The 23,230-nt window shown below is 51.6% G+C and carries 19 protein-coding genes; 5 read left to right on the top strand and 14 right to left on the bottom strand.

The features are described 5' to 3' along the window. Positions 1 to 81 precede the first annotated feature (81 nt). Positions 82 to 2,139, bottom strand: coding sequence for a TonB-dependent receptor plug domain-containing protein (locus tag P3T48_RS00690; protein ID WP_276505230.1), 2,058 nt, complete (start codon positions 2,137 to 2,139; stop codon positions 82 to 84). A 372-nt stretch (positions 2,140 to 2,511) separates the two neighbouring features. Here P3T48_RS00690 and P3T48_RS00695 point away from each other — a divergent pair, with 372 nt between their 5' ends. The 4 genes from P3T48_RS00695 (at position 2,512) to aat (ending at position 6,582) form a co-directional block, all read left to right on the top strand. Next, positions 2,512 to 3,018, top strand: coding sequence for a flavin reductase family protein (locus tag P3T48_RS00695; protein WP_158463736.1), 507 nt, complete (start codon positions 2,512 to 2,514; stop codon positions 3,016 to 3,018). A gap of 53 nt (positions 3,019 to 3,071) precedes the next feature. Then, positions 3,072 to 3,374 carry an ATP-dependent Clp protease adaptor ClpS gene (locus tag P3T48_RS00700; protein ID WP_022252174.1) on the top strand — a complete coding sequence of 101 codons (303 nt, stop codon included), beginning with the start codon at positions 3,072 to 3,074 and terminating at the stop codon, positions 3,372 to 3,374. A gap of 71 nt (positions 3,375 to 3,445) precedes the next feature. After that, positions 3,446 to 5,857 (top strand): AAA family ATPase, encoded by a 2,412-nt coding sequence (locus tag P3T48_RS00705; RefSeq protein ID WP_504182840.1) that lies wholly within the window; start codon positions 3,446 to 3,448, stop codon positions 5,855 to 5,857. A 56-nt stretch (positions 5,858 to 5,913) separates the two neighbouring features. Beyond that, entirely contained in the window at positions 5,914 to 6,582 is a 669-nt protein-coding gene (aat, locus tag P3T48_RS00710) for a leucyl/phenylalanyl-tRNA--protein transferase (RefSeq protein ID WP_276505232.1), read from the top strand. Between the two features lie 171 nt (positions 6,583 to 6,753). On the opposite strand, the gene pafA is transcribed toward aat, so the two are convergent. Further along, positions 6,754 to 8,364, bottom strand: coding sequence for an alkaline phosphatase PafA (pafA, locus tag P3T48_RS00715; RefSeq protein WP_276505233.1), 1,611 nt, complete (start codon positions 8,362 to 8,364; stop codon positions 6,754 to 6,756). Positions 8,365 to 8,589: 225 nt separating this feature from the next. Beyond that, positions 8,590 to 9,693 (bottom strand): glycosyltransferase family 4 protein, encoded by a 1,104-nt coding sequence (locus P3T48_RS00720; protein WP_276505234.1) that lies wholly within the window; start codon positions 9,691 to 9,693, stop codon positions 8,590 to 8,592. 246 nt (positions 9,694 to 9,939) lie between these two features. Here P3T48_RS00720 and P3T48_RS00725 point away from each other — a divergent pair, with 246 nt between their 5' ends. Continuing rightward, entirely contained in the window at positions 9,940 to 11,379 is a 1,440-nt protein-coding gene (locus P3T48_RS00725) for a lipopolysaccharide biosynthesis protein (protein ID WP_217758129.1), read from the top strand. A gap of 180 nt (positions 11,380 to 11,559) precedes the next feature. Here the strand turns inward: P3T48_RS00725 and P3T48_RS00730 are convergent, their stop codons facing one another. From P3T48_RS00730 to gmk, 11 genes are all read right to left on the bottom strand, one after another. Then, positions 11,560 to 12,522, bottom strand: coding sequence for a glycosyltransferase family 2 protein (locus P3T48_RS00730; RefSeq protein ID WP_276505235.1), 963 nt, complete (start codon positions 12,520 to 12,522; stop codon positions 11,560 to 11,562). Between the two features lie 31 nt (positions 12,523 to 12,553). Continuing rightward, entirely contained in the window at positions 12,554 to 13,894 is a 1,341-nt protein-coding gene (locus P3T48_RS00735; RefSeq protein ID WP_276505236.1) for a DUF6080 domain-containing protein, read from the bottom strand. Positions 13,895 to 13,995: 101 nt separating this feature from the next. Beyond that, complete coding sequence (locus P3T48_RS00740; protein WP_276505301.1) at positions 13,996 to 15,432, bottom strand: DUF6080 domain-containing protein; 1,437 nt, start codon at positions 15,430 to 15,432, stop codon at positions 13,996 to 13,998. A gap of 54 nt (positions 15,433 to 15,486) precedes the next feature. Next, a complete protein-coding gene (locus P3T48_RS00745) occupies positions 15,487 to 15,930 on the bottom strand; it encodes a GtrA family protein (RefSeq protein WP_276505237.1) in 444 nt (147 codons plus the stop codon). 65 nt (positions 15,931 to 15,995) lie between these two features. After that, positions 15,996 to 16,667, bottom strand: coding sequence for an HAD family hydrolase (locus P3T48_RS00750; RefSeq protein ID WP_276505238.1), 672 nt, complete (start codon positions 16,665 to 16,667; stop codon positions 15,996 to 15,998). A gap of 1 nt (position 16,668) precedes the next feature. Further along, positions 16,669 to 17,580 (bottom strand): decaprenyl-phosphate phosphoribosyltransferase, encoded by a 912-nt coding sequence (locus P3T48_RS00755; protein ID WP_276505239.1) that lies wholly within the window; start codon positions 17,578 to 17,580, stop codon positions 16,669 to 16,671. A gap of 66 nt (positions 17,581 to 17,646) precedes the next feature. Beyond that, positions 17,647 to 18,657, bottom strand: a complete 1,011-nt coding sequence (locus P3T48_RS00760; protein WP_276505240.1) for an acyltransferase family protein — start codon at positions 18,655 to 18,657, stop codon at positions 17,647 to 17,649. A gap of 54 nt (positions 18,658 to 18,711) precedes the next feature. After that, entirely contained in the window at positions 18,712 to 19,836 is a 1,125-nt protein-coding gene (locus P3T48_RS00765; protein WP_276505241.1) for an acyltransferase family protein, read from the bottom strand. A 4-nt stretch (positions 19,837 to 19,840) separates the two neighbouring features. Next, on the bottom strand, positions 19,841 to 21,739 hold the full coding sequence (locus tag P3T48_RS00770) for a phosphoethanolamine transferase family protein (protein ID WP_276505242.1): 1,899 nt from the start codon (positions 21,737 to 21,739) through the stop codon (positions 19,841 to 19,843). Positions 21,740 to 21,754: 15 nt separating this feature from the next. After that, positions 21,755 to 22,339 (bottom strand): nicotinate (nicotinamide) nucleotide adenylyltransferase, encoded by a 585-nt coding sequence (gene nadD / locus P3T48_RS00775; RefSeq protein WP_217758070.1) that lies wholly within the window; start codon positions 22,337 to 22,339, stop codon positions 21,755 to 21,757. A 304-nt stretch (positions 22,340 to 22,643) separates the two neighbouring features. Continuing rightward, positions 22,644 to 23,219, bottom strand: coding sequence for a guanylate kinase (gene gmk / locus P3T48_RS00780; RefSeq protein ID WP_022252981.1), 576 nt, complete (start codon positions 23,217 to 23,219; stop codon positions 22,644 to 22,646). Positions 23,220 to 23,230: the final 11 nt, after the last annotated feature.

The raw sequence follows: 23,230 nt of genomic DNA on the forward strand, positions 1-23,230 counted from the left end.
TCCGACTAAAAAAGGAACGAGCCTTGAAGTAACTGATGAAAAGTTCGCTTCAAGGCTCGTTTTTATTATATTGCCAGTTTATTACCAACCGAGGTTGACACTGGCACCAGCCATGATCCACAGTCCTGGCTGCTTCACGCCAGCGAGGTCGTAGTAGCGATGGCAAGTGATGTTGTCGGCCTTCACGTAGATGCTATATTTCTTCTCGTCCCACATGAGCTTGCAATCCACTTTGGTGTAGGGAGAGTAACCATTCATGCGTTGTTGCCAGCGCACCGCCCATGAAGCAGAAAGTTTTTTCCATATCTGATGATCCAAGCCGAAGACAGCTTTGTGCTTGAGATATTCCAAGGCATAGAGCGACTTGAGAATGTCGGCATCGGTTTTATGATCCTGGTAGATATAGGCATATCCCACCTTGATGCGTGTGATGAAGCAGTTGTGTATGAGCTCTCTCATGTAGATAGTAGCATCGAGGTTATAGCCCATGTTGTTGAGCTTTCCGATGTTCATCACGTGATATTTGCTGTCGGCGAGTTCTGTTTCCGAGGTCTGCACCCAATCTATCATGTTGGTGCCGTGAGCGTAGAACCCGCTTACAGTTGCAGCCAACCCCTTCTGTCGGTACTGTGCACCTATCTTGAAGGTGGAGTTCTTCTCAGGGCTTAGTGTGATGTCGCCTTGTTGCACCACATTACTGATATATAGATCGGTGTAGGTAGGCATACGCAGCGCCTTGTTCCAGGAAGCAAAGAACTTCCAGTTGTCGTCAGGTCTATAGCTCATGTCTATACCTGGATAGAAACGGAAGTCGTTGTCAAGTCCTGTGTTCTTATTGGCGAGGACACCTGCCGAGAGTGTGAATCCGCCAAAGATGAAGTTGTGCTCCAGCATGATGTTGGTATTGGTTCGCTCGCCCTTACGCGTATATTGACGGTCGGTTCCGTGAATGTTCTTATAGTCTTCTTCTGCCAGTGGCTCGCCGAGGGCAGTAGAGTAGATACGCTCCTTGCTGATATCGAACGCTACGGCTGTCTTACCTAACATCCATGCTATATTGGCATTTAGTCCGCCTCCATATACATCCAGGTCGTGGTAGTTCTCGCCCGCTGCAGCCCCCGCTTTGCCGCGTGTCAGCTGATAGTGGTCCTTGAAGTTGTTGTAATAGAACTGTGGAGCGATTTGCCACGTCTGGTGTGGGTTGTGCAGGTTGAGGTTGAGCGACGCCATGGCGTGGTCGGTCTTCTCATACTGGTTGTTGAACTTGGCGCTGTAGAATGTGTTGGCGCCGTAGCTCTGTTGGGCATATCCCACCTGTGCGTTGATATCGAAGCGTTGGTTGTAGCTCAGGTTGACTTGTCCGAAGGCTTGTCCTTTCTCAAAGTCGCTGTTTTCAGTGCCACCATCCGAGCGCTTGTAGCCACCGCTGGCAGAGTAGGCGTGTGTCCACTTACCTGTGGTGAATGAAGACTGTAGGCGCCCCTGTGTAGCAAAGCTGCCAAACGATCCACCCTCTACAAGTGCTGCCACTCCATCGTTTTGCGCTTTTCGAGTCACGATGTTGATGGCGCCATTGAAGGCTGATGTTCCGAAAATGCGAGAAGCAGCACCCTCGAGCACTTCGATGTGATCGATGTCGGCAAGTGCAACAGGGAAGTCGGAAGCATTGTGACCCGTCTGTGGATTGGAGATGTTGACGCCATTCAGGAGAATGGTAATCTGGTCGAAGGTTCCACCATTGATGGAGATATCCGTCTGTACACCAAAGCCACCGCGCTGACGGACATCCACGCCAGTAGCTAATTTCAAAACATCATTGATGGTCTGCGCAGCCGCACGATGAATATCGTCGCGGGTAATGACAGACACAATCTTTGGTGACTGCTCAACAGTCATTGGAGCACGTGAGCCGGTAACGTTCACCGCGTCGAGCTCGTAAGCCTTTCCTCCCTTATACAGGGTAGAGTCGGCCTTTACACCCTCTGTGCTGATGCCTTCAGCCTTGGCATGGCTGAGTGTGGCAACGCTGAGTGCGCCCACGAGCACCTCTTTTCCCAAAACGGAGAAAAGAGCATAGCCCTTGTTGGAGAAGTGGTTGAACTTCAGGCTGTTGTGCTTGTTAAAAATTGATTTGTACATTAAAAATGAATGTATAAAAAGATTAAAAAATAAGCCTTTGGCTGTTTTGCCATGGGCTTTCGGCTTGCAAAGGTACTGCAAAAATCTGATTAAGCGAAGAGATTGGGAATTTATTTTCATCCCTGAGTGTGAGATTTTTTACTGAACTTCAGAAGTTATAGAAGTAAAAAAATCTTGTAAAAAATCCTATTCCTTACAATTATACGCAGTTTTTTATTATCTTTGCATAAGATATCCTGCGCTCGGCAATTTGAAAGCAAGCTTTCATTGCGCTCGCTTGCGGTATCTTTGCACTCAACTTTCGCAAATGTGAAGGCTCTGCTAATGACACAACATAAAGGTGAGTTTCACCTTATTAAATATAATATAGATATGAAACAGATAGACATTAAGCAAATCAACGACAATGTTTTTGAGACGATAGGGAAGGAGTGGATTCTTGTGGCTGCAGGCAACAAGGATAAGTTCAACATGATGACAGCTTCCTGGGGTTGCCTGGGCTGGCTGTGGAACAAGCCCGTGGCAGTGGTGTTCATTCGTCCCGAGCGCTTCACACACGAGCTCATAGAGGCCAACGACACCATGACACTCTCTTTCTTGGGGCATAGCGAGGAAGCACGCAAAATATACAATTTCTGCGGTTCAAAGAGCGGACGCGACCTCGACAAGTGTGAGGCCACAGGACTCAAGCCCGTCGTCTTGGAGGGTGGCAGTATCGGTTTCGAACAGGCCCGACTCACCTTGGAGTGCAGAAAACTCTATAAGGACAGTATGTCGGCAGAAAAGTTTATCGACAAAGACCTTCTGCAGTGGTATGGCGCCAAGGGCGGCTTCCACGATGTGTATGTGGTGGAAATCACTCATGCCTACGCAGAGTAAAACTATCAAGAAGACTCATTCTCTCTTAGCAACAAAACAAACGCATTTGAATTATGGCACAAGGACAAACAGCAGTAAAAGAACGTCAGGATCTTGAGATCAAGAAGCCTAAACGTTATCAGGTACTTCTACACAACGACGACGTCACACCGATGGAATTTGTCGTCGACATTCTGTACACATGCTTCTTCAAGGCCGCCGAGGAATCCAATGCCATCATGCTCAAGGCCCATCGTGAGGGGAAAGCCTCGGTAGGCATCTACAGCTATGACGTGGCAAAGAGCAAGGTGGAGAAGGCGAGGAGGAAGATAGACAAGGCAAAGTATCCTCTCGAATTTACCATTGAGCCTGTGTGAAAAATTGATTTTGCAAAGTTGAGTAAAAAATAAGTATAGCTATGGAATTATTCCCAGGACTTACCCAATCCATGTCCTTCTTCTTTTGCAAGGCAATGGACAATGTAGTCTCATACCATCACGAGTTTCTCATGCCCGAGCATCTGCTGTTGAGCATCATCGACCATCCCGAGGTTGTCCGTATCATGCGCCGGATGAAGATTGACCAAAAGTCCATGCGTCAGGAACTCGATGCGTGGCTTAAGCAGCAGGAGCGCATTCCCAAAGAATTCTCTCATGTGAAGCCCGAGCCTTCGGTGCTTTTCAAGGCGATGCACAGCTCTGCCTATCTGGTCAACCTGGCTGGCGGAGCAGGTGTTAAGCTCAATGTGACTCATTTCCTCACAGCCATGCTGACTCTTCCCTACACAGAGGCTCCCTTTCTCATCGACAAGTACATCGGTGAGCAGGGCGAGAAGTTCACCCGACTCGTAGGTGAAAAGTTTCCCGATGAGGAAGATCCGGAAATGAAAGAGCTTAGCAAATTCTCTCCCCTGTTGGCGAACGAGAGTGAAGGCGGCCTCAGTGATGAAGAGTTGATGAACGAGATGAGGGCATTTATAGAAAGCGGAAGTTCCGACTTCGATGATGACGACGAAGACGGTGATGACGGCGACTTCTGGTATGATGACGACGATGACAACGATGAAGACGACGGCATCGACAACGATGAGTATGACGACCCTGAAGGCTGGCAGACCGGAAAACGCCATCCCTCCGACTGGCATAAGCTCGTCACCTGCATCTCCGACAAGGTAGACCAGCACAATCCGCTCATCGGCCGCGAGAAAGAACTCGACCGCACCATACAGGTGCTCTGCCGTGCCGAGAAAAACAATCCGCTGCACGTGGGCGAGCCTGGTGTGGGAAAGACAGCCCTCGTCTTCGGACTTGCCAAACTCATCAACGAGAATCAGGTGCCCGACCGCCTCAAGGGAGCCCGCATCTACGGCATGGACATCGGACAGATGCTTGCCGGATCGCAGTATCGTGGCGACTTCGAGAAACGCATCAAGATGGTGATGGACGGAGCTGCCAAGGAGGGCAATGTCATCATCTATATCGACGAGATTCACAACATGATAGGAGCCGGAAGAGGATCGGATGGCGGACCTGATGCCTCCAACATGCTCAAGCAGTATCTCGAGGCTGGCGACATCCGCTTCATTGGTTCCACCACCTACGAGGAGTACAACCGCTACATGGCGAAGAGCAAGGGCATCGTGCGCCGTTTCCAGCAGATCGACATCAAGGAGCCTTCCGTCGACGAAGCCATCAAGATTCTCGAGGGGCTGCAGCATAAGTACAATATCTATCATGGTGTCACCTATCGCAAGGACGCCCTCGAATATGCGGTGCGGGCCAGCGACAAGTACATCAGCAACCGCTTCCTGCCCGACAAGGCCATCGACCTCATGGATGAGGCCGGCGCCTATCTTGAGGTGCATCCTGCCAACCGCCAGCGCTCTTATGTCACCAAGGCCGTCATTCAGCAGATTCTCACCAAGGTGTGCAAGATAGACGCTGCCGCCATCAAGGACGAAGACAACTCTGCCCTGGCATCGCTGCGCCAACGAATGCTCGACAAGATCTATGGTCAGGACACAGCCGTCGACAAGGTGGTGGAAGCCGTGATGATGGCGAAGGCAGGACTCATCGACGACGACAAGCCTATGGCGTCGCTTCTCTTCGTAGGACCTACGGGAGTGGGCAAGACCGAGGTGGCACGCGTCCTCGCCCGCGAGTTGGGCATCGAGCTGGTGCGCTTCGATATGTCCGAATACACCGAGAAGCATGCCGTTGCCAAACTCATTGGCTCGCCGGCAGGCTATGTGGGCTACGAGGACGGTGGACAGCTCACCGACGCTATCCGCAAAACGCCCAACTGCGTGCTTCTGCTCGACGAGATAGAGAAGGCACACAGCGACATCTACAACATCCTGCTCCAGGTGATGGACTATGCCCGACTTACCGACAACAAGGGTCAGAAGGCTGACTTCCGCAACGTCATCCTCATCATGACCTCTAATGCCGGAGCTCAGTATGCCTCGCAGGCCAACATCGGTTTCGCAGGCAATGTGAGTCGTGGTCAGGCGATGCTCGCACAGGTGAAGAAAACCTTCCGCCCCGAGTTCATCAACCGTCTTTCCGACACTGTGGTGTTCCACGATATGGACAGGCACATGGCAGAGCTTATCCTCGACAAGAAGCTTGCCCAACTCGCCGACAAACTCAGCGCCAAGGGCGTCTGTATCGAGCTTACACCTCAGGCGCGAGAGCAGCTCCTAAAGTGGGGATTCACCAAGGAGTATGGTGCCCGCGAGATGGATCGTGTCATCGGCAACCGCCTCAAGCCTGTGCTCATGAAGGCTCTTCTCTTCGGCAAGCTGAAGAAGGGTGGAAAGGCTGTGGTTAAGCTCGAAGGCAAGGAACTGGTGATATAGTTAAGATGTTAACTTCTCTAACTCTCCATTTGCAATTAATACTCAAAAAAAGAACAATGATATTTCAAATAGACGAGTCAACGCCTTATCCCACGTTTCCCGACCCACGCTCAGGCGATGAGGACGGACTCTTTGCTGTGGGCGGCGATTTAAGTATCGACCGCCTGCTGCTGGCTTACTGCCACGGCATCTTCCCCTGGTACAGTTTTCGCGACCAGCCTGATATTCTGTGGTATTGTCCTATGCAGCGTTTCGTCATCTTCCCCGAAGAGATACACGTGAGCCACTCCATGCGCACGCTCATCAACAAAGACCAGTACAGCTACAGCATCAATGAGGCGTTCGACGACGTCATCGCACAGTGCAGCAAACTGCGCATCGAGCAGGATGGAGCCTGGCTGGGCGACGATATGATCAAGGCTTATACGGAGCTTCATCGTCAGGGCTTTGCCTCGAGTGTAGAAGTGTGGGACGACGCTACCGATCAGCTCGTGGGCGGACTCTATGGCGTCACCATCGGCCCTGTGTTTATTGGCGAGAGTATGTTCTCCCTCGTTCCCTCAGCCTCCAAGCTGGCGCTCATCTATCTGGCCCGTTTCATGCAGCGTAAGGGAATGAAACTCATCGACTGCCAACTCGAGACTTCGCATCTCCGTTCCATGGGCGGCAGATTTATCGGCTACGATGACTATCTGAAAATCATCAATGATGATGATGAGTCTTGATAACAGAAAATATTATCAAGATTTTTTTGTTTTATCAAAAATTAGAGAAAAACAAATCCTGACTGAAAATCGACTATGAACAAAATGACTCAGTCAGGATGTTGTAAGAAGCTATGACATTCTAACGTCTTAACCCCTTGATACTTTATAAAACTTATTTCTGAAATTCCATTAGAATATAGGTGTTCCGATGCAGCCGTTGGGTGCCTGGATGTGGAGCAGGGCACTTACGGTGGCGGCAATGTCGGTCATGTAGTGAGGCTGGGTAGTGGCACCATGCTGAATGTGCCATCCCATGAAGACCAAAGGAATGTGGATGTCGTAAGGATTCCAAGCGCCGTGGCTGGTGCCCTTCGCTACATCGTACTCATAATGGGCAGGCTTCAGAACAATCTGCACGCCTCCGCTGCGCTCGCGGTTGTAGCCGTTGATGGCACGGAACTTCAACTGCTCGGGAATGCTTTCGGTCGAGGTCTTCTCCATGTCGAAGGCATAGTGCACAATCTTCTCTTTCTTCAGACGGTTGACTACCACCTGCTTCACGGCAGCATAGTCGAGACCAGCCTCCTCGATGGCGGCGGTGTGAAAGAACACCTGATAGTTCATGATTGTCATCACGAGGTCTTTGTCGGTGTTGAACTTAGCCTTGAGCTCCTGGTTAAGTTCCTTGACCATAGATTTCCCGTTCCAGATGCCGGCAGGTATGCGCTGGTCTTGCAGGAAGGCGGCATTGTTGACAGCACCATGGTCGGCAGTGAGGAAGGTGAGATAGTTGCCCTTGCCGATGGTCTTGTCGAGATAGGCGAAGAAGTCGGCAAGCGCCTGGTCGAGGCGCAGATAGCAGTCTTCGGTCTCAACGGCGTTGACTCCCACCTGATGGCCGATGTAGTCGGTGCTCGAGCAGCTGATGGTGAGCAGGTCGGTGTCGGTGTTTTTGCCTAAGTTCTCGCCCTCGATGGCAGCCTTGGCAATATCGAAGGTGAGGTTGCAGCCGAAGGGTGTGTTGCGGATGATCTTGTAGCCATGCTTCCTGTAGAGAGCAGCGAGGTCGAGAGGCAACTGTGCCTTCTCGCCGTCGACGATGCCATTCTCGTAGTTGTTGGCGTCGGCTGTGCTCTGCTGATAGGTGTCGATGGGGTAGAGGGTTTCCCACTTCTGTGAGAGATATTTCTCTGCCAGCTTACGCTTGTTGAACTTGTTGACCCACTCGGGCAGTTTGTCCATATAGAAGGTGCTGGTGATGAATCGTCCTGCCTTGTCGTCGAACCAATAGGCACCGTTGGCATGATGTCCGGCAGGAAGGATGGCGGCGCGGTCTTTCAGCGCCACGCCAACGACCTTGGAGCGGTTGTTGGTGGCAAGGCGCAGCTCGTCGCCGATGGTTGTCACCCACAGATTGCGTGGCGACATGTAGCCTGCCTTTCCATCGGAGCCTACAGGTTTCACTGTGTTGTCGCCCACGCAGTTGACAATCTTTCCGTCTTTCACAAAGGCGTTGCCGGCAATGCCGTGTATTGAGGGCACGGAGCCTGTCCAGACGCAAGAGTGTCCGATGGCAGTGACGGATGGGATGTAAGGTATCTGGCAGTTTTCTACGCTGAAGCCTTCGCCGAGCATTCGCTTGAATCCGCCTTCACCATAGCGGGCATAATAACGATAGAGATAGTCCCATCTCATCTGGTCGATCACAATGCCCACCACGAGCTTGGGGCGTTCGGGTTGTGCCTGAGCTATTCCGCAGAAGGCACAGAGAATGAAAATCAGTCGATAAATTCTGTTCATGTTTTATAGGGTTACTGGTTAATCTTTTGCAAAGATTGTACAAACGAGCGCAATGAAAACTTGTTTTCAAATTGCCGAGTGCAGTCAATCTTCTGCAAAGTTAAATAAAAAAACTGATTAAGCGAAGAGAATGATTTTTTATTTCTAAAATCGAAGGCTATCCCAAAGAAAATGCGTAATTTTGTTGCCGAAACTAATTTAACTCCAGAAACAGCGGATAAATCCTCAATCTTCTCCCCGGTAAACTCTTTCGTAAGCCTCTTGCATCTGTTGCAGCGAAAAGTGGCTCATGGCATACTTTCGGGCTTGTTCAGCCCAGAGAGCTCTCTCGCCTTGAGGAATGGTATGGGTGAAGAGGCGCATGTAGGCATCGATGTCGTTGTGCTCCACCTTGAGCGGCCAGTCGGCGGGCAGCGTGTCGGAGAGCCCCTTGGCATCATTGATGATGACGGGCGTGCCCTCCATGCTTGCCTCGATGGACAGCAGCGCCAGACCCTCGTGTTCTGAAGGCATGAGCAGATAGTCGAACGAACCGAGATAAGCCGACAGGCCGAAGAGTGGCGGATGGATGCTGGCATTGGGCGCATCGCCTATTCTGTGGATGAGCATGTCCTTGAGTCTGCCGTTGCCGAAGATGTGGAAGAAGTAGCGGTCGTTGCAGCTTAGTCTCTCCACGATGTCGGCCAGATGGCTGATGCCTTTCTGCTCCTCCATGCGTCCGGCAAAGAGGATGTTGACCTTTCCCTCCATAAGCCCGGGATACGTCTTCCGCTCCTGGCAGGGCGCAATGCCATTATATATAATAGGTGGCAGGGCGTGGTAAGCTTTCTGATAAGTATCGAGCACCGAGGTGGAGATGGCGATGTTGGCATTCTTCGACTGCAGCCAAGCTTCCACCTTGCTGCCCGTCTTCTGCATGCCGTGCCACAGCGACGTGTTGTGAATGGTGCGCACTACGCGGCAATGGCGGGCGAGACGGGGAAAGAGATGGAAAAACCGATAGACCGCCCATTCGGGAATCTCGCTGTGGCAGTGGACGACTGTAGGACGATACTTCAGGAAGAGGAATACAAACCACAACGGAAACAGCAGCGCTGCCGTCTTCTCGAAGAGGTAGTGAAACGGCACTGTGGGAACGGGTGAGCGGTGGAAGGCGATGTGAGCCGCTTTCATCTCGCCGATAAACTGCCGTGTGAAGGGCGAACGGCCTCTCACGACCTCGACAATATGATACTCGAAGTCGGGATTCTCGGACAGAGCAATGTTGAGTGCCACGCGCTCGGCTCCGCCCATGTCGAAGTGGGATATGATATGGAATATTCGTTTCATACGACAAAAATAAGCAAAATGTTTTGAACTTCAAACAAATAGTGCTAATTTTGCAGAAAATAAAACAGAACAATCGTATTTCAAGGAGTTAAAGGAGTTAAGAAGTCAAGGAGTTAAGACAAATGTCTTATTGTTTGAAAGCCAAGTAAAAATGCTGTTGTCTTAACTCCTCAGCGACCATGGGGAGCGATAACTTCTTAACTCCCCTAACTCCTTGACTTGCGAAATTTGAATAAAAACGGAAAAATGGCAGAAACATTAAAGGAGAAAACGGCTAAAGGATTGTTTTGGGGAGCTATGAACAGTGGCTCCACACAGGTGCTCAACATCTTGTTCGGCATCTTCCTGGCACGCTTGCTCTCGCCTGCCGACTATGGAATCATCGGCATACTCACCATCTTTACACTCATTGCTGGCAACCTGCAGAGCAGCGGATTCACGCAGGCTTTGGTCAACCTGAAACATCCCACCGACCGCGACTACAACTCGGTGTTTTGGTTCAATGTCATCGTGAGTTTTGCGCTCTATGTGGTGCTCTTCTTCAGCGCTCCGCTGATAGCGGCTTTTTTTCATCAGCCCTGCCTTGTATGGCTGTCGCGCTTCGTGTTTCTGGCTTTTTTCATCTCCTCGTTTGGCATCGTGCAGAATGCCTACATGACCAAGAATATGATGAACAAGGAGATAGCCATCGTGAGCTTCGTGGCGCTCATATCATCGAATGTGGTGGGCGTGTGCCTCGCCTTCAGCGGCATGGCCTACTGGAGCCTCGCATGGCAGCAGGTAATTTTTATTACGGTGCTCAACTTTGGCAGATTCTATTACACAGGCTGGCGGCCACAGCTGCATATCGACTTCGGACCGGTGAGGCAGATGTTCGCCTTCAGCGTGAAGCTGCTCATCACCAATATCATCAATACTGTGAGCAACAATGTGCTGACCTTTATCTTCGGTCGTTTCTATCCTATTGACGATGTGGGCAACTACTCGCAGGCTTACAACTGGAACACCAAGGCCAATTCGTTTATCTCCAACACGGTGGGGCAGATAGCGCAGCCCGTGCTCTCGTCGGTGAAAGACGACCGGGGCAAGGAACAGCAGGTGTTTCGCAAGATGTTCCGCTTCACCTCCTTTCTCTCCTTCCCGCTGATGTTCGGACTGGCACTGGTCTCGCACGAGTTCATCCTCATCACCATCAGCGACAAGTGGATAGCGAGTGTGCCCCTGCTGCAGATTCTCAGCGTGAGCGGAGCCTTCGTTCCGCTGTACACACTCTATCAGAACCTCGCCATCAGCAACGGACGCTCGGATGTTTACATGTGGTGCAATCTGGGGCAGGTGGTAGGATTGCTGGCGTTGGTGCTTTGCTGTCACAGCTACGGCATCTACTGGATGGTTGTGGCTTACACAGCCTTTATGATATTGTGGCTGCTGGTGTGGCAGGGCGCCATCAGACACATCACAGGCTTGCGCTTCAGGGATGTCTGTCTCGACACACTTCCCTTCCTGTTTTGTGCGGCAGGCTGTATGGTGGCAACTTATTATCTCACCTGCTGGCTGTCGAACATCTACCTGCTCTTGCTGGTAAGAATCATCCTGGCTTCTTCGCTCTATTTTGCAGTCATGAAGCTTCTTCGCGTCAAGATACTCGAAGAATGTCTCACATTCATGAAGAAAAAGAAAAAATAGTGTGCAGAAATCTCCGTTCCGTAGTTTGGAATGTCCGTTCCGTGATTCGGAATGGCCGTTCTGTGATTTGGAATGTCCGTTCCGTGATTTGGAACGGAGAATTTGATAAGTGAGAAGAAACAATTCACTCACTTCCTCCCAACATTCCCTTAACTTTCTCCCAAACTTTTCTTAACTTCTCTATCTTCTGAATATCTGTAAATTATAAATTCTTCTGAACAACAGATACAAGAGATTTACGTGTTTCACCTTCCAGCCACGGCGCAGCAGGGCGATACAGAGGCGGCAGACGGGATGGGTGACGCGATAGGTGCAGATGCTGTCTACCTTTTCGAGAGGCAGATGCTGTTCGGCTGCTACGCGATAGGCATTCACCATGCCGATGTCGGTGGCTGTGCGGTAAATACCCTTGTTGTCATGCTGCTCGATGAACGAAGCCACAAGCTGGCAGGCCTTGAAGTGCGAGGTGAGGTTTTTCTCCGAGATGTCGTGGGTGTAGGAGGTGATGTTGTCTTTGCGATAATAGTACACCACATCGTCGATGAAATAGCGCTTGGCAAAGTACATGACTCGTGCCACCACGGCGTAGTCCTCGCTGTAGTCTATGCCCTCGACGCTGTATATGCCGTGGTTTTCGAGCAGATCCCTGCGATAGATTCTTCCCCAGATGCGGTTGGAGGTGATGTTCTGGCAGAGCAGTTTGCGCTGATAGGTGCGATGGCTGTCATGGGCGGCAGGATGAAACAGAGTGGCTTGTCCGTTCTCCCAGTCGGCAAAGCCTCCGTCTACGATGTCGGCACCGCTCTTCTCGGCAGCTTTTACCAGCTTTTCCACTGCATCGAGTGGCAGAAGATCGTCGCTGTCCACATGCATGATGTATCGACCCCGCGAGGCAGCGAAAGCTGTATGGCGTGCGCCTCCCAAACCCTTGTTGTGCTCGTGCTGAATCAGCATCACCTGTGACTTTCGCTCAGGAAACCTGTCGATAGTCTGTTGCAGTATTTCCACACTTCTGTCCTTGGTACAGTCGTTTACAAACACATACTCTATGTCGGCAAAAGACTGCTGGAACAGAGTCTCGGCACATTGTTCTATGTATTTCTCTACACCGTAGATGGGGACGAGGATGGATACTGTGGGCATGATGGTGAAAGGTTTGGATGGGTGAAGTAATTTACAATAGATACTGGGCAATGAGCAGCCCGTTGTAGAAGAATAGGAATACAGCAAGCACCATGACGATGAGGCGCAGATGCGACTGGTTTCTGGCGCTGAGACCTTTGAGCAGATAGCCTATGGCGATGGGGATGATGAAAGCCCAGTGGGCTGTCATGATGTACACCTCGTTGAGGCCGAAGCCCAATCCTAAGTGTATGAATGCGTCGAACGCCACCCATGCACCTATCATCCACAGGAACTTCGACCTGCGTCCCATCCACAGACCTGCGGCAAAGAGCACCACGAGGATGGCTTCGAGAACATAGGGCAGAGGCGTGCGGTAACGTACAAAAATGGGGCGACGGGTGCCGACGTCCTGCAGCAGATGATCTTTGTGAAGGATGAGCGATTCGCCAAAGACATTCTCTACCAGCGACTGTGGACGCGACACGCTGAGGTCGGCCCAAGAGAGGATGCCTTTCTCCTTGATGGCGGTTCCGTGAATCTCGCGTTTGCGCTTCTGGTCGGCTTCCACCTGTGCCTTGAACACGCTGTCGCGCTGTTCGCGTGCATGCAGAATGCGGAGTCCTTCCTGGCGGTGAGGAATGATGAAAGCCTCGTTCTGCCAGATGGCTGCTGCGATGATGAACAGCGAGGGAATGACGATGCCCATCAGCAGGTGGCGCCATCTGAAGATGTCCTTGCCGTTGGCAAAGAGGGCAGAGAGGAACACCTTGGCTCCGTTGGTGATGGTGATGCCTGCCGTGAAGACGAAGAGCGTGGCTGTCTGCCAGGCCGGCATCTTCTCACGGTTCACGATGTGCTTGCCTGCCACATAGAATGTGAGGGTGAGCATGAACATCGACAGACCGAAATGGTCGGGCACGAAGCTGGAGAGCATGATGTAGGCAAAGGAGAAGAAAAGGGCCGACAGCAGGTTGGAGTCGAGTTTGTCAAGCTGCAGTATCTCACGGAAGGTGCGGCGGATGAAGACAAACGAGTAGGTGGAGAGAATCGTCATCACCACAGCCACGAGGATGATGGCGATGTTCTTGCCCGTGAGCTGCATCTGCCAGTAGTTGAGCAGATAGAACGGATACCAGAGAAATGGCAGCAACGGATGACGGAACTCGGTGTAGTAGGCGTTCCACTTCGACACGGTGAGATAGGTGAACACGTCGAAGCCCGACAGCTGATAGTATCGGGTGAAGAGACTCCAGTAGCCTATGTAGTTTCCGCCCTTGGTAAAGGGCGTGAAGTGATAGCACACCATGAGTGTGTTGAGTGCTGCGAATACAAGGAGCGCCACGATGACTGCCCACTTCTCTTCTTTTCTTATCTTGAAAATATGGTTCATATTTGTTGCTTAATATATTGTTTCTCTTTTACGTCATGGAGGAGTTCCGCTGGGGAGTTAAAGGAGTTATCGCTTCCTTCGGTCGCTGAGGAGTTAACTCCTTAACTAAGCATATAGCGGAAGAGCAGCGCTCCGTTGTAAGTGATGAGATAGAAAGTGAGTCCTATCAGGACAGAACGGCAGAGCGAGAGGCTCTTTCCTCGCAGGTGGTGCAGGAAGAAGGCGATGGCGATGGGCACAAAGAACATGTAGTGTGCCGTCATGATGTAAATCTCGTTGATGCCGAATCCCAAACCGATGTGCAGGGCAATGTCGAAGAGGAAGAAAAGCATCGACAGACAGAAGAACTTGGAGCGCACGCCGAAGAAAATGCCCAAAGCGAAGAGCAGCAGAATGATGCCCTCTACGATGTAGTTGATGGCCGAGTCGTAGCCCACGATGACAGGACGGCTTCGCAGCACGTCCTCCAACAGGTGCTGGCGATGCAGCTGGATGGCTTCGCCAAAGAGGTTTTCCAAAGCCGTCTCTGTGCGCGAGGTCGTGATGTCGGTCCAGCCCATAAACTCGCCTTTGGCAATGGGCTTGCCCGTGTTTCTGTTCCATATCTGCTTATGGTCTCTCACGTACTTCGCCTGTGCCTTCTTCTGTATGATGGCTTTCACGGCAGCCTCTACCTGTGCCGAGTCTTTCACCTGTGCCGTATCGCGATACTGCTTGTAAATCAGCTGCTTGGCCTCTTCGCTCTTCTTCATTCTCATCTCGTGGCGTGCCATCTCCTTGGGCCATACAAAGGTGCGGTATTCCACACGTGCCACAGCCCACATCAGGGCGGCTGGCAGGATGATGCCCAAGAGCAGATACTTGGGACGGAAGAATTTCCGGCCGTTGGTAAACAGGGCTGCGAGGAATGTCTTTAGTCCGTTGTTGAGCGATACGCCTGCTGTAAGCACAAAGAGCACTACGGTCTGCCAGGTGGTGAGCCGGCGTCCTTTCTGCATGCAGATGCCGCTGATGTAGAGTGTCATGAGCAGCAGCATCATCGACAAGATGAAATGGTCGGGCACCATGGCCGAAACCATCACATAGGCAAAGGAGAAGTAGAAAGCCGACAGCAGGGTGGCGTCGCAGCTCTTCAAGCCTATCACTTCGCGGAAGATGCGGTAGAGGAAGATGAACGAATAGAAGGCGCAGAACACGAGGATAATGGCCACGATGTACTGCACGCAGTTGATGCCTGTAAGGGCAATGAGTGCCTGGTTGATCAGGTTGGGAATGTACATAAAGAAAGCCAGCAGAGGATGGCGATACACGTTGTACTCTGTGTCCCAACAGGAAACGACAGCATAGGTAAGCGGGTCGAAACCTGCCACATGGAAGGTTTTGACAAAGAGTTTGTGATAGTTGTCGCTGAGCTGTGTGAACTGGCTATTGTACTTGATGATGGTCAGCGCATTGAGCACGATGAACAGGAGCAGTGCCACGAGAGCCTGCCATCTCTCCTCGCGCTTGATCTTGAATATCTCGAAAGCTTTTTTTATCATGATGTTTGCTTTTGATTTTCTTGCTTGTTGGGGAAGACAGATCTTCATCCTTCACTTCTTCAGGAAGAATCTTACTAAGAGGAAGTTGACGGGAATGCAGACACAGAGTGTGGGCAACATGGCTATCTGCTTGGTCAGTCCCATGCCCACGAAGAGATTCAGACAGACCGTCTGCAGGGTGTAGTTGATGATGTGAGAGAACGTAAAGCCGGCTCCTCGCTTGGCATTGGCCTTGACACGGAAGGTGTAGCGTGTGCTGGCAATGAAATTGAACACGAAACTGGCGATATAGGCAATGGTGTTGGCCGTGGTGGCCAGAACATGGTCGTTGCCGCCTAACTGGGGAAGACCCCAGGCAAGGCTGGGAATCATGACGAGATAGATGACGTACTGCAGGATGGTGGCTGCCACACCTACGATGCCAAACCTTACCACCTCGCCCAACTTCTCGCGTTTCAAGTCGTCCATCTGCTGTATTCTTTGCTTGATGTTCATGTCTTTGTTAATGATTAGCATGCAAAATTAATCATTTTCCCTTTATCCCGCAAATCTTTCTGCAACTATTCGCTTTTATGGCTGTTTACCAAATGCCCTTCGTCGGCAAAGGCAAGCATTTCCTTGTCGCCACGACTGTCGCCGTAGGCGGTAATGTGGTAACGGCTTCGGTCGAAGGAGAGAGCCGGCTTTTTTGCTTCGCCTGATGGCTTTTCTTCATCTGATTTCGATGAGAGAGCCTTGCTGATACGTCTTACTTTCTCTGCGCCATAACAGTTGGCTGTGCTGAAGCGCCCGGTCAGACAGCCGTCTTTCTCTTCTACTTTTGTTCCCAACACCTCGACTTCCCCAATGCCCTGTGTGGCGAAGAAGGGGCGAACCCAGTTGTCGATGCTGGCACTCACTATGAAGACTTTCTTTTTGTCCTCGACGGCCCGGCCGACAAGGGCAATCATATCAGGACGAAGAAGGTTGCTGCGTTCTTTGGCGAAGTCCTGGCACAGCAGATTGAAGGTGCGTGTGCTCATGCCGCCGAAGAAATGGGTGAAGATGAGCTGCTTCGCTTTCCAGTTGGGATAGAGGTGAAGTTTCATCAACACCAGGATGGGGCTGTAGAGCAGAAAGCCCCACAGCAGGCGCCATGTGCCAGCTTTGTAACGGATAATCTCCAGGAGCGTGTCCTTGGTGGTGAGTGTTCCGTCGAAGTCGAAACAATATATTCTTTCTTTTTCCTCCATATTATATAATGTATATAATAATCAGGAATGAGAGGAGCCAGGCCAGGATGATGAACTGTGTGATGTGGTCGTGGAGCATGATACGGGTTGGGTCGCCGCTCTGTTGGTCTACCACAGCTATCTGTATGTAGCGCAGCAATCCCACCAGCACGAAGACACTTGTGAGATAGAGATGCTCGGTGTTGAAATGCTCTATCACCTCCGGACTTACCGTGTACATGATGTAGCACACAAGCGTTACCGAGGCAGTGATGGTGATGGCCTGGTTGATGAAGGTAAGGTTGTAGCGGCTCGTATTCTTGCGTGGCGCCTCGCCCGTCTTCTCCATTCTCAGCACATCGTCGCGTCGCTTGGCAAAACTCATGAAGAGCGTGATGAGGAAAGTCATCAGCACAATCCACTTGCTCAGAGCAATATCGGTGGCCACACCGCCTGCCAACAGGCGAAGCACAAAGCCGAAGGCAACGATACAGACGTCGATGATGGCGTATTGCTTTAGTTTGGCGCAATAGCAGAGATTGAGCAGCCAATAGAAAAGGATGATTCCCATGGCCTTCCATGAATCGAGTGCAGCGCTGATGACGATAGAAAGGATGAGCATCAGAATCATCAGACAATACGCCGCCTTGACAGAAACGGTTCCCGAGGCAATGGGTCGGTGGCACTTTACGGGATGGCGCCTGTCGGCTTCTGCATCGAAAATGTCGTTGAAGCAATAGATACTCGATGCGGCAAAGCTATAGGCAAAGAAAGTGATGACACCAGCCAGAAGAGCGTCGGTGTTAAACAAAGCTCCGCCAAAGAACAGCGGTACAAAGACGAATCCGTTCTTGATCCATTGTTTGGGGCGTATGAGTCGCATCAGCGCAGAGAAGCCCCGGCTTTCGTTCATTCTATAATCTATTTTTTTCATGATTCTCTGTTTTCTTTAATATTCTCTTGAACTTCCCCCTGCGAAAGTTGAGTATTCTCAATATTCTCAGTATTTGATAATCTTGGATATTTGTCGGCTGATCCATCCTGCTGTCTTGCTGAGAAGCCAGGCTGCAGGAAGCGTGATGGCTATGCAGACGAGGAAGGTGGGCCAGTAGCCCCAGTGATATTTCTCTATGTAGTGGAGCACGAAGTGAATGTGGATGAGGTAAGCCTCTAAGCTCAGCGCTCCTACAAAGATGAAGCCTCGGTTGAACCATTGGGGAGTGCGGCGGAAGATACGGTTGAGCAGCAGAATGCTCGTAATGGTAAGGGGAATATAGAGCATGCGCTCTAAGAAGAGAGGAAACATGCCGTGGCGTTCTTGTTCGAGGAAGATGCTCGAGGTGAGCGTCATCAGAAACATGATCCATATCATCCAGATGCTGGTGCCGTCGAGGCTTTGCCGTTGTCTTACCATCTCGCCCATGTTGATGCCGATGAAGAAGATTGGCACGCGGCTCCAGAAAATCTCCAGATGGCCTACGGCATGGTGGATGGGAGTGACATACTGCACAAGGATGCACCACATGATCATGACCACAGGCAACCAGCGATAGATGGGGTGGCGCTTGATAAGCTCCATGTAGCCTGGTGCAAAGAGATAGAGCATCATGGTGGCGGGAATGTACCAGAAGTTCAACTCGTCGTGAAGCCAGAAATCCCAGTTGATGCTGATGTCGCCCACGAGGTCGACCCATGCCCAGAGGTCTCCTCCCTCAAAACGCGGAATGTAGAACAGGCAGGCTATGATGAGCCAGGCGGGATAGATGCGCAGATAACGGCGCACGAAGAAGTGGCGCACGTCAGGATTCTTGGTCCACGAGAACCACAGACCTATACCGCTGAGGAAGAGAAACATGTCTACTCCCACATTGCCCATGCGACGAAGCCCGAAGAAAGCATCCTCGCGGGGCAGCGCCACATGAAAGAGGATGATGAAAAGCATGGCGGCTCCCATCAGTTCGCCTCTGAATCGGCTTATATTGGCAAGTTCTATATCTTTGATTTTTATCATAATGAAAGGGGTTGAATTGTCTTCACTTTCGAAACTCACACTCTTTACTTCAGCTTACTTCATCTTTGGGCTCGGAATCTTCTTCATCAGCTCAGAGAAGAGCCATGCTAAGCAGATGCTCGATATGATGTAGAGCAGCAGTCCGGCGTACATGTCGCCCCAACGGCTGATGGGGATGAATATCTTGCGGGTGATAGGATGGCAGACGAAGAGTGCTGCCGATATTCCGCCCATCCAGTCGAGAAATCTGTATGCTCCCTGCAGCCATTTCACTCCGCTCAGCACCTTTGCTACCAGAACGCAGAACAGGCAGACGAAGAGAGGCACGAAGGTCCAGCCCAACATGCTTCCGCTGAGACTGTAGATGATGGCTCCGCAGAAGATAATGCCAAAGGCGTTGGTTGTGTTGTGATGGAAAGTCATGAGAATCTTCTCGCCATAGCGGGCATAAAGAATGCCGATGCCGAATGGCAACATGCCGCCCATGAAGTTGTAGCGATAGCGGTTCATCGCCTCACCGTCGGGCGAGAGACACAGTTGAAGCGCCAGGCAGACCACCATCAGCACTACGGTGAAAGCCCAGTGGCGACGGTAGATGAAGAGGCGGTAAATGATGTAGAGCTGCATCATCAGACCGAAGAACCAGAATGGACCGGGCCAGATGATGCGGTCGGGATTGGGCAATACGTTGTTGAACATGCCCAGCATGGCGATGATGTCGAGCGACTGATAGTGATGAGGCCCGGGAGTGAGGTAGTCGAGCATGGTAAATGCGACGAACCCCACAATCATCATCTTGAAGAGCTTGAGGTAGTGATAGCGTACGAATCGCAGTCCTTCACCCAGATTGGGCAGGTGACGGCCTGTGATGCTGAATCGCTCTGCGCCCTGTGTGAGGCGTGGACCAGACTCGTATTTCAGCACCAGTCCGTAGGCGCTGAGGAAGAGAAATACGGGCACTCCATAATGTCCGAAGAATGACAGCAGATGCATGGGCAGCCAGCCGTCGGGCGACGCCATTACCTGGTGCAGCCAGTCTACGTTGCGCTGTATGTACTGGTATTCGTTCTCCTTGACGATGGGGCCCAGCCAGTGGCAGTAGTTGTGCAGAAAGATGCCGATGATGGCAAGTCCTCTCAGGGCGTTGCACTCTGTTCGGTTTAGTGTGGGTGTACTCATAATCTTATTTTCCTTTCTTCTTCTCGTTAGCTTTCTTCTCTTTTGCTATATGTTCATCTCTCAGCTTGTCGTAGTCGGCAGAGTTTTTCAGGATGCGTGGCCGCATCTCGTCGTACTCAGGGCTGAGGATGTTGTATTTGGCCTGATAGGTTGGCGTTTCGATACCAGCCAGATAGAGCAGCAGATGGGGCAGGGCGTCGGTCATGTAGCGTCGGTCCTTGGCCTTGCGTATCTGCTTGTAGATGTCGCGATGCTTGCGTATATATTTGCGCGAGCAGTAAATCCAGAAGGGAATCTCGAACTCGTAGTGGGCAAGGGGCCAGTCGATGGCTGCCGAATGGTTGCGGCAGATAAAGCCTCGGTTCTCCTCGTAGCATTCTTCTCCGTGGTCGGGCATGTAGATGATGATGGCGTCTTCCTTCTCGAATCGCTTCACTATCTGTGCCACGATGGAGTCGTTGTAGAGGGTGGCATTGTCGTAGTGGCTCAACATCTTGCGTTGCTTGGCGTTCAGCTCGGGGCGCTTGTCCTCGTAGTTGCCTGCCCAGAACTCGGTTTGCTCCTTGCGGTAGCGCGACTTGTAGTCTACGTGCTGACCCATGAGGTGGAAGATGATGAGGTTGTGCTCGCCCTGCTTTTGTTTCAGGTGGTTGTCGTAGTCGTCGAGCAGTCCGTCGTCGAGCGGATGAAGCTCGGTGTTGCGGTTGTCAAACTGCAGCTTGCTGAGCTCTGGGTTGTTGAGGAAGAAGCCTCCGCTGAAGTCGTAGACTGCTTCCTTGGCCTGTGGCAGGAACTCGTTGGTGATGAAGGTGACTTGATAGCCTGCCTTGCGGAAGAGTTCGGGGAAGAGCGGATAGTCGCACCAGTCGCCTTTCTCGCCTACAACGTGTGTCGAGAAGACGTTCTTGAAGACGAAGCTGGTGAGGTTCCAACAAGTCACGACATCGGTAAACTTGGTGAGCTTGCGCGACTTTTCGAGCGCTGCCTGGCGTGGTGTCGTCTTCATGAAGTAGCCATACTGCTGGGAGTGATGTCGGCCGTAGCTCTCGCCTATGATGAGCACGATGTTCGACGAGCGGTAGCTGCAACTGTCTACCCGTACGTCTTTGGCGGCATGTATGAGCTGTGTGATCTGTTTGGCGGCCAGCTTGTTGGCGTAGATGCTGAAAGCCAGTCGGTTGATAGGAATATAGAGTTCGGCGTGTCCCTTGTTGGTGAGCTCGTGCTCCACTTCGCCTATGTTCTTGCCTCCGAAGAGCTTGAATGTCGCCATCTTGTTGTGCCAAGAGGTGCAGGCTCCTGTTATGAAGATGATGATGCCTATCACGGTCAGGGCGTAGGGTGTGGCACGGGTAACGCGCATCACCCAGTTCCATCTCTTCTTGAGCGACAGCAGCTCGATGAAGGTGACGGCAAAGCCCAGACTCTTGATGATGGGCTTGCGGAAGGCTGCTACAAAGGCCTGTACGAGGATGAGCAGCAGAATCCATCCTACGGCGCTGAAGATGACGGTAGGCGAGAGGCAGGCTGATATGAAGTTGCTTGCCTCGTCGGGATTGGTCTCACCCACGAGCATCAGCATCGAGGGGTTGAGCGTGGAGCCGAAGTTGACGAAGCAGTAGGTGTCGGCAAGCGCTGTGACATATAATATAATGTACAGCAGGCTCCTTACGCAGAAGCGTATCTTCCGCTTCTTGGGCACGAGCATCAGCAGGGCACAAACCACGTAGACGTCGACAAACAGTTCCAGCGCCAGGTTGTCGTACACGACTCCCCAGCGTGGAGTTGTCACTACGGCACAGATAATGCCGAGCAGATACATAAAGATGAAGAAGTTGGCGTTGCCGCGGATGGGGGCGAAGGCTAACTTCAGAAAACTCTTGGTCTTTGTTTTCCAGTTCATTTGTTGTTGCTCTTGTTAGGGGTGTTGGTTGGAGTAGTATTGCATGGCCAGTGGCTCTATGCAGTCGGGCACCATGCCGTGTATGCTTTTGCCTTCCTTGATGCGTTGACGGATCTCGGTGCTGCTGATGTTGAGCAGAGGCGTTTCCACTATGGTTACGCCCGATGGCACTTTTCCTATGTCGCACCCTTTTCGCGGATAGACGACGATGGGGTAGTGGCTCAGGATGTCTTCGTGGTGAAACCATTTGTCGAAGGAAGCCCAGTTGTCGCCTCCTATGAGGAGGGTGAAGCTGACGTGGGGGAAGTCTTGGCTCAGCGCCTGCAGCGTGTGCCAGGTGTAGGAAGGCTTGGGCATGTGGAACTCATAGTCGCATGCCTTGAGTTTTGGCTCGTCGGCAATGGCTTGTTCTGCCATCTCGAGCCGCAGTTTGTCTGTCAGCAGGTCGGTGGCTTCTTTCTTGAATGGGTTCATGGGCGAAACCATCAGCCACACTTCATCCAGCCCTGCCTGCTGGCAGAGGCTCTTGGCAAGGGCGATGTGCCCTGTGTGTATGGGGTTGAAACTCCCGCCGAATATACCCACTTTCTTCTTTTGCATCTTTCGCTCTTGTTTTATGTTTGACTTGAGGCATCTGTGACGGCTTTGTCCGGTCGTCTATTATGGCCAAGCCCGGTCGTCTATTATGACCAAGCTCGGTCGTCTATTATGACCAACTCTACTTTCGCAAGTATGTTCCACACGCCCTGAAGGGGCAGAAGCTCTTAGCCCAGGGCGTGCTGCTTATAGGAGCTTCTGGGCCTTCAGCCCGTACTTGAACCACTTGCGAAACTTCAATGACTAATTCCTGCCTTATCCGACGACTCGACCCGGACTTTTCCTTGAAACCTCAGCCCGGCTTGTCTTACTCTTGATTCAGAAAGTCGGAAACGAGCTTGTAAACTTCCTGTTCAGCCTTCTCCAGGTTGTCGTTCACCACGATGTGGTCGAACTGTGGAGCGAAGGTCAGCTCGTAGTTAGCCTTTGCCAGTCGCTGTTCGATAACTTCGGGAGCATCGGTGCCACGACCGTTCAGACGGCGGCGAAGCTCTTCTACCGATGGTGGCTGTACGAAGATGCTGAGGGCGCGCCCGCCATAGAACTTCTTGATGTTGACGCCTCCTTTCACGTCTACATCGAAGACTACAGAGTCGCCAGCCTCAAGCTGGTTTTCCACTTGCGATTTCAGCGTGCCGTAGAATCTGTCTTGGTACACTTCCTCGTATTCCAGGAATTCGTCGGCTTCTATCTTGGCTTTGAATTCCTCGGGTGTGAGGAAGAAGTATTCCACTCCGTTCTGTTCGGTTCCACGTGGTGCACGCGATGTGCAGCTGATGGAGAAAGCCAGTTTCAGTTCGGGGTGTTCCTTCATCAGCCAGTTTACGATGGTGCTTTTTCCGCTGCCCGATGGGGCGCTGAATATTAACAGTCCATTCTTCATTTTGCTTTGAA

Source organism: Segatella intestinalis, assembly GCF_029348455.1.
Classification (GTDB): domain Bacteria; phylum Bacteroidota; class Bacteroidia; order Bacteroidales; family Bacteroidaceae; genus Prevotella.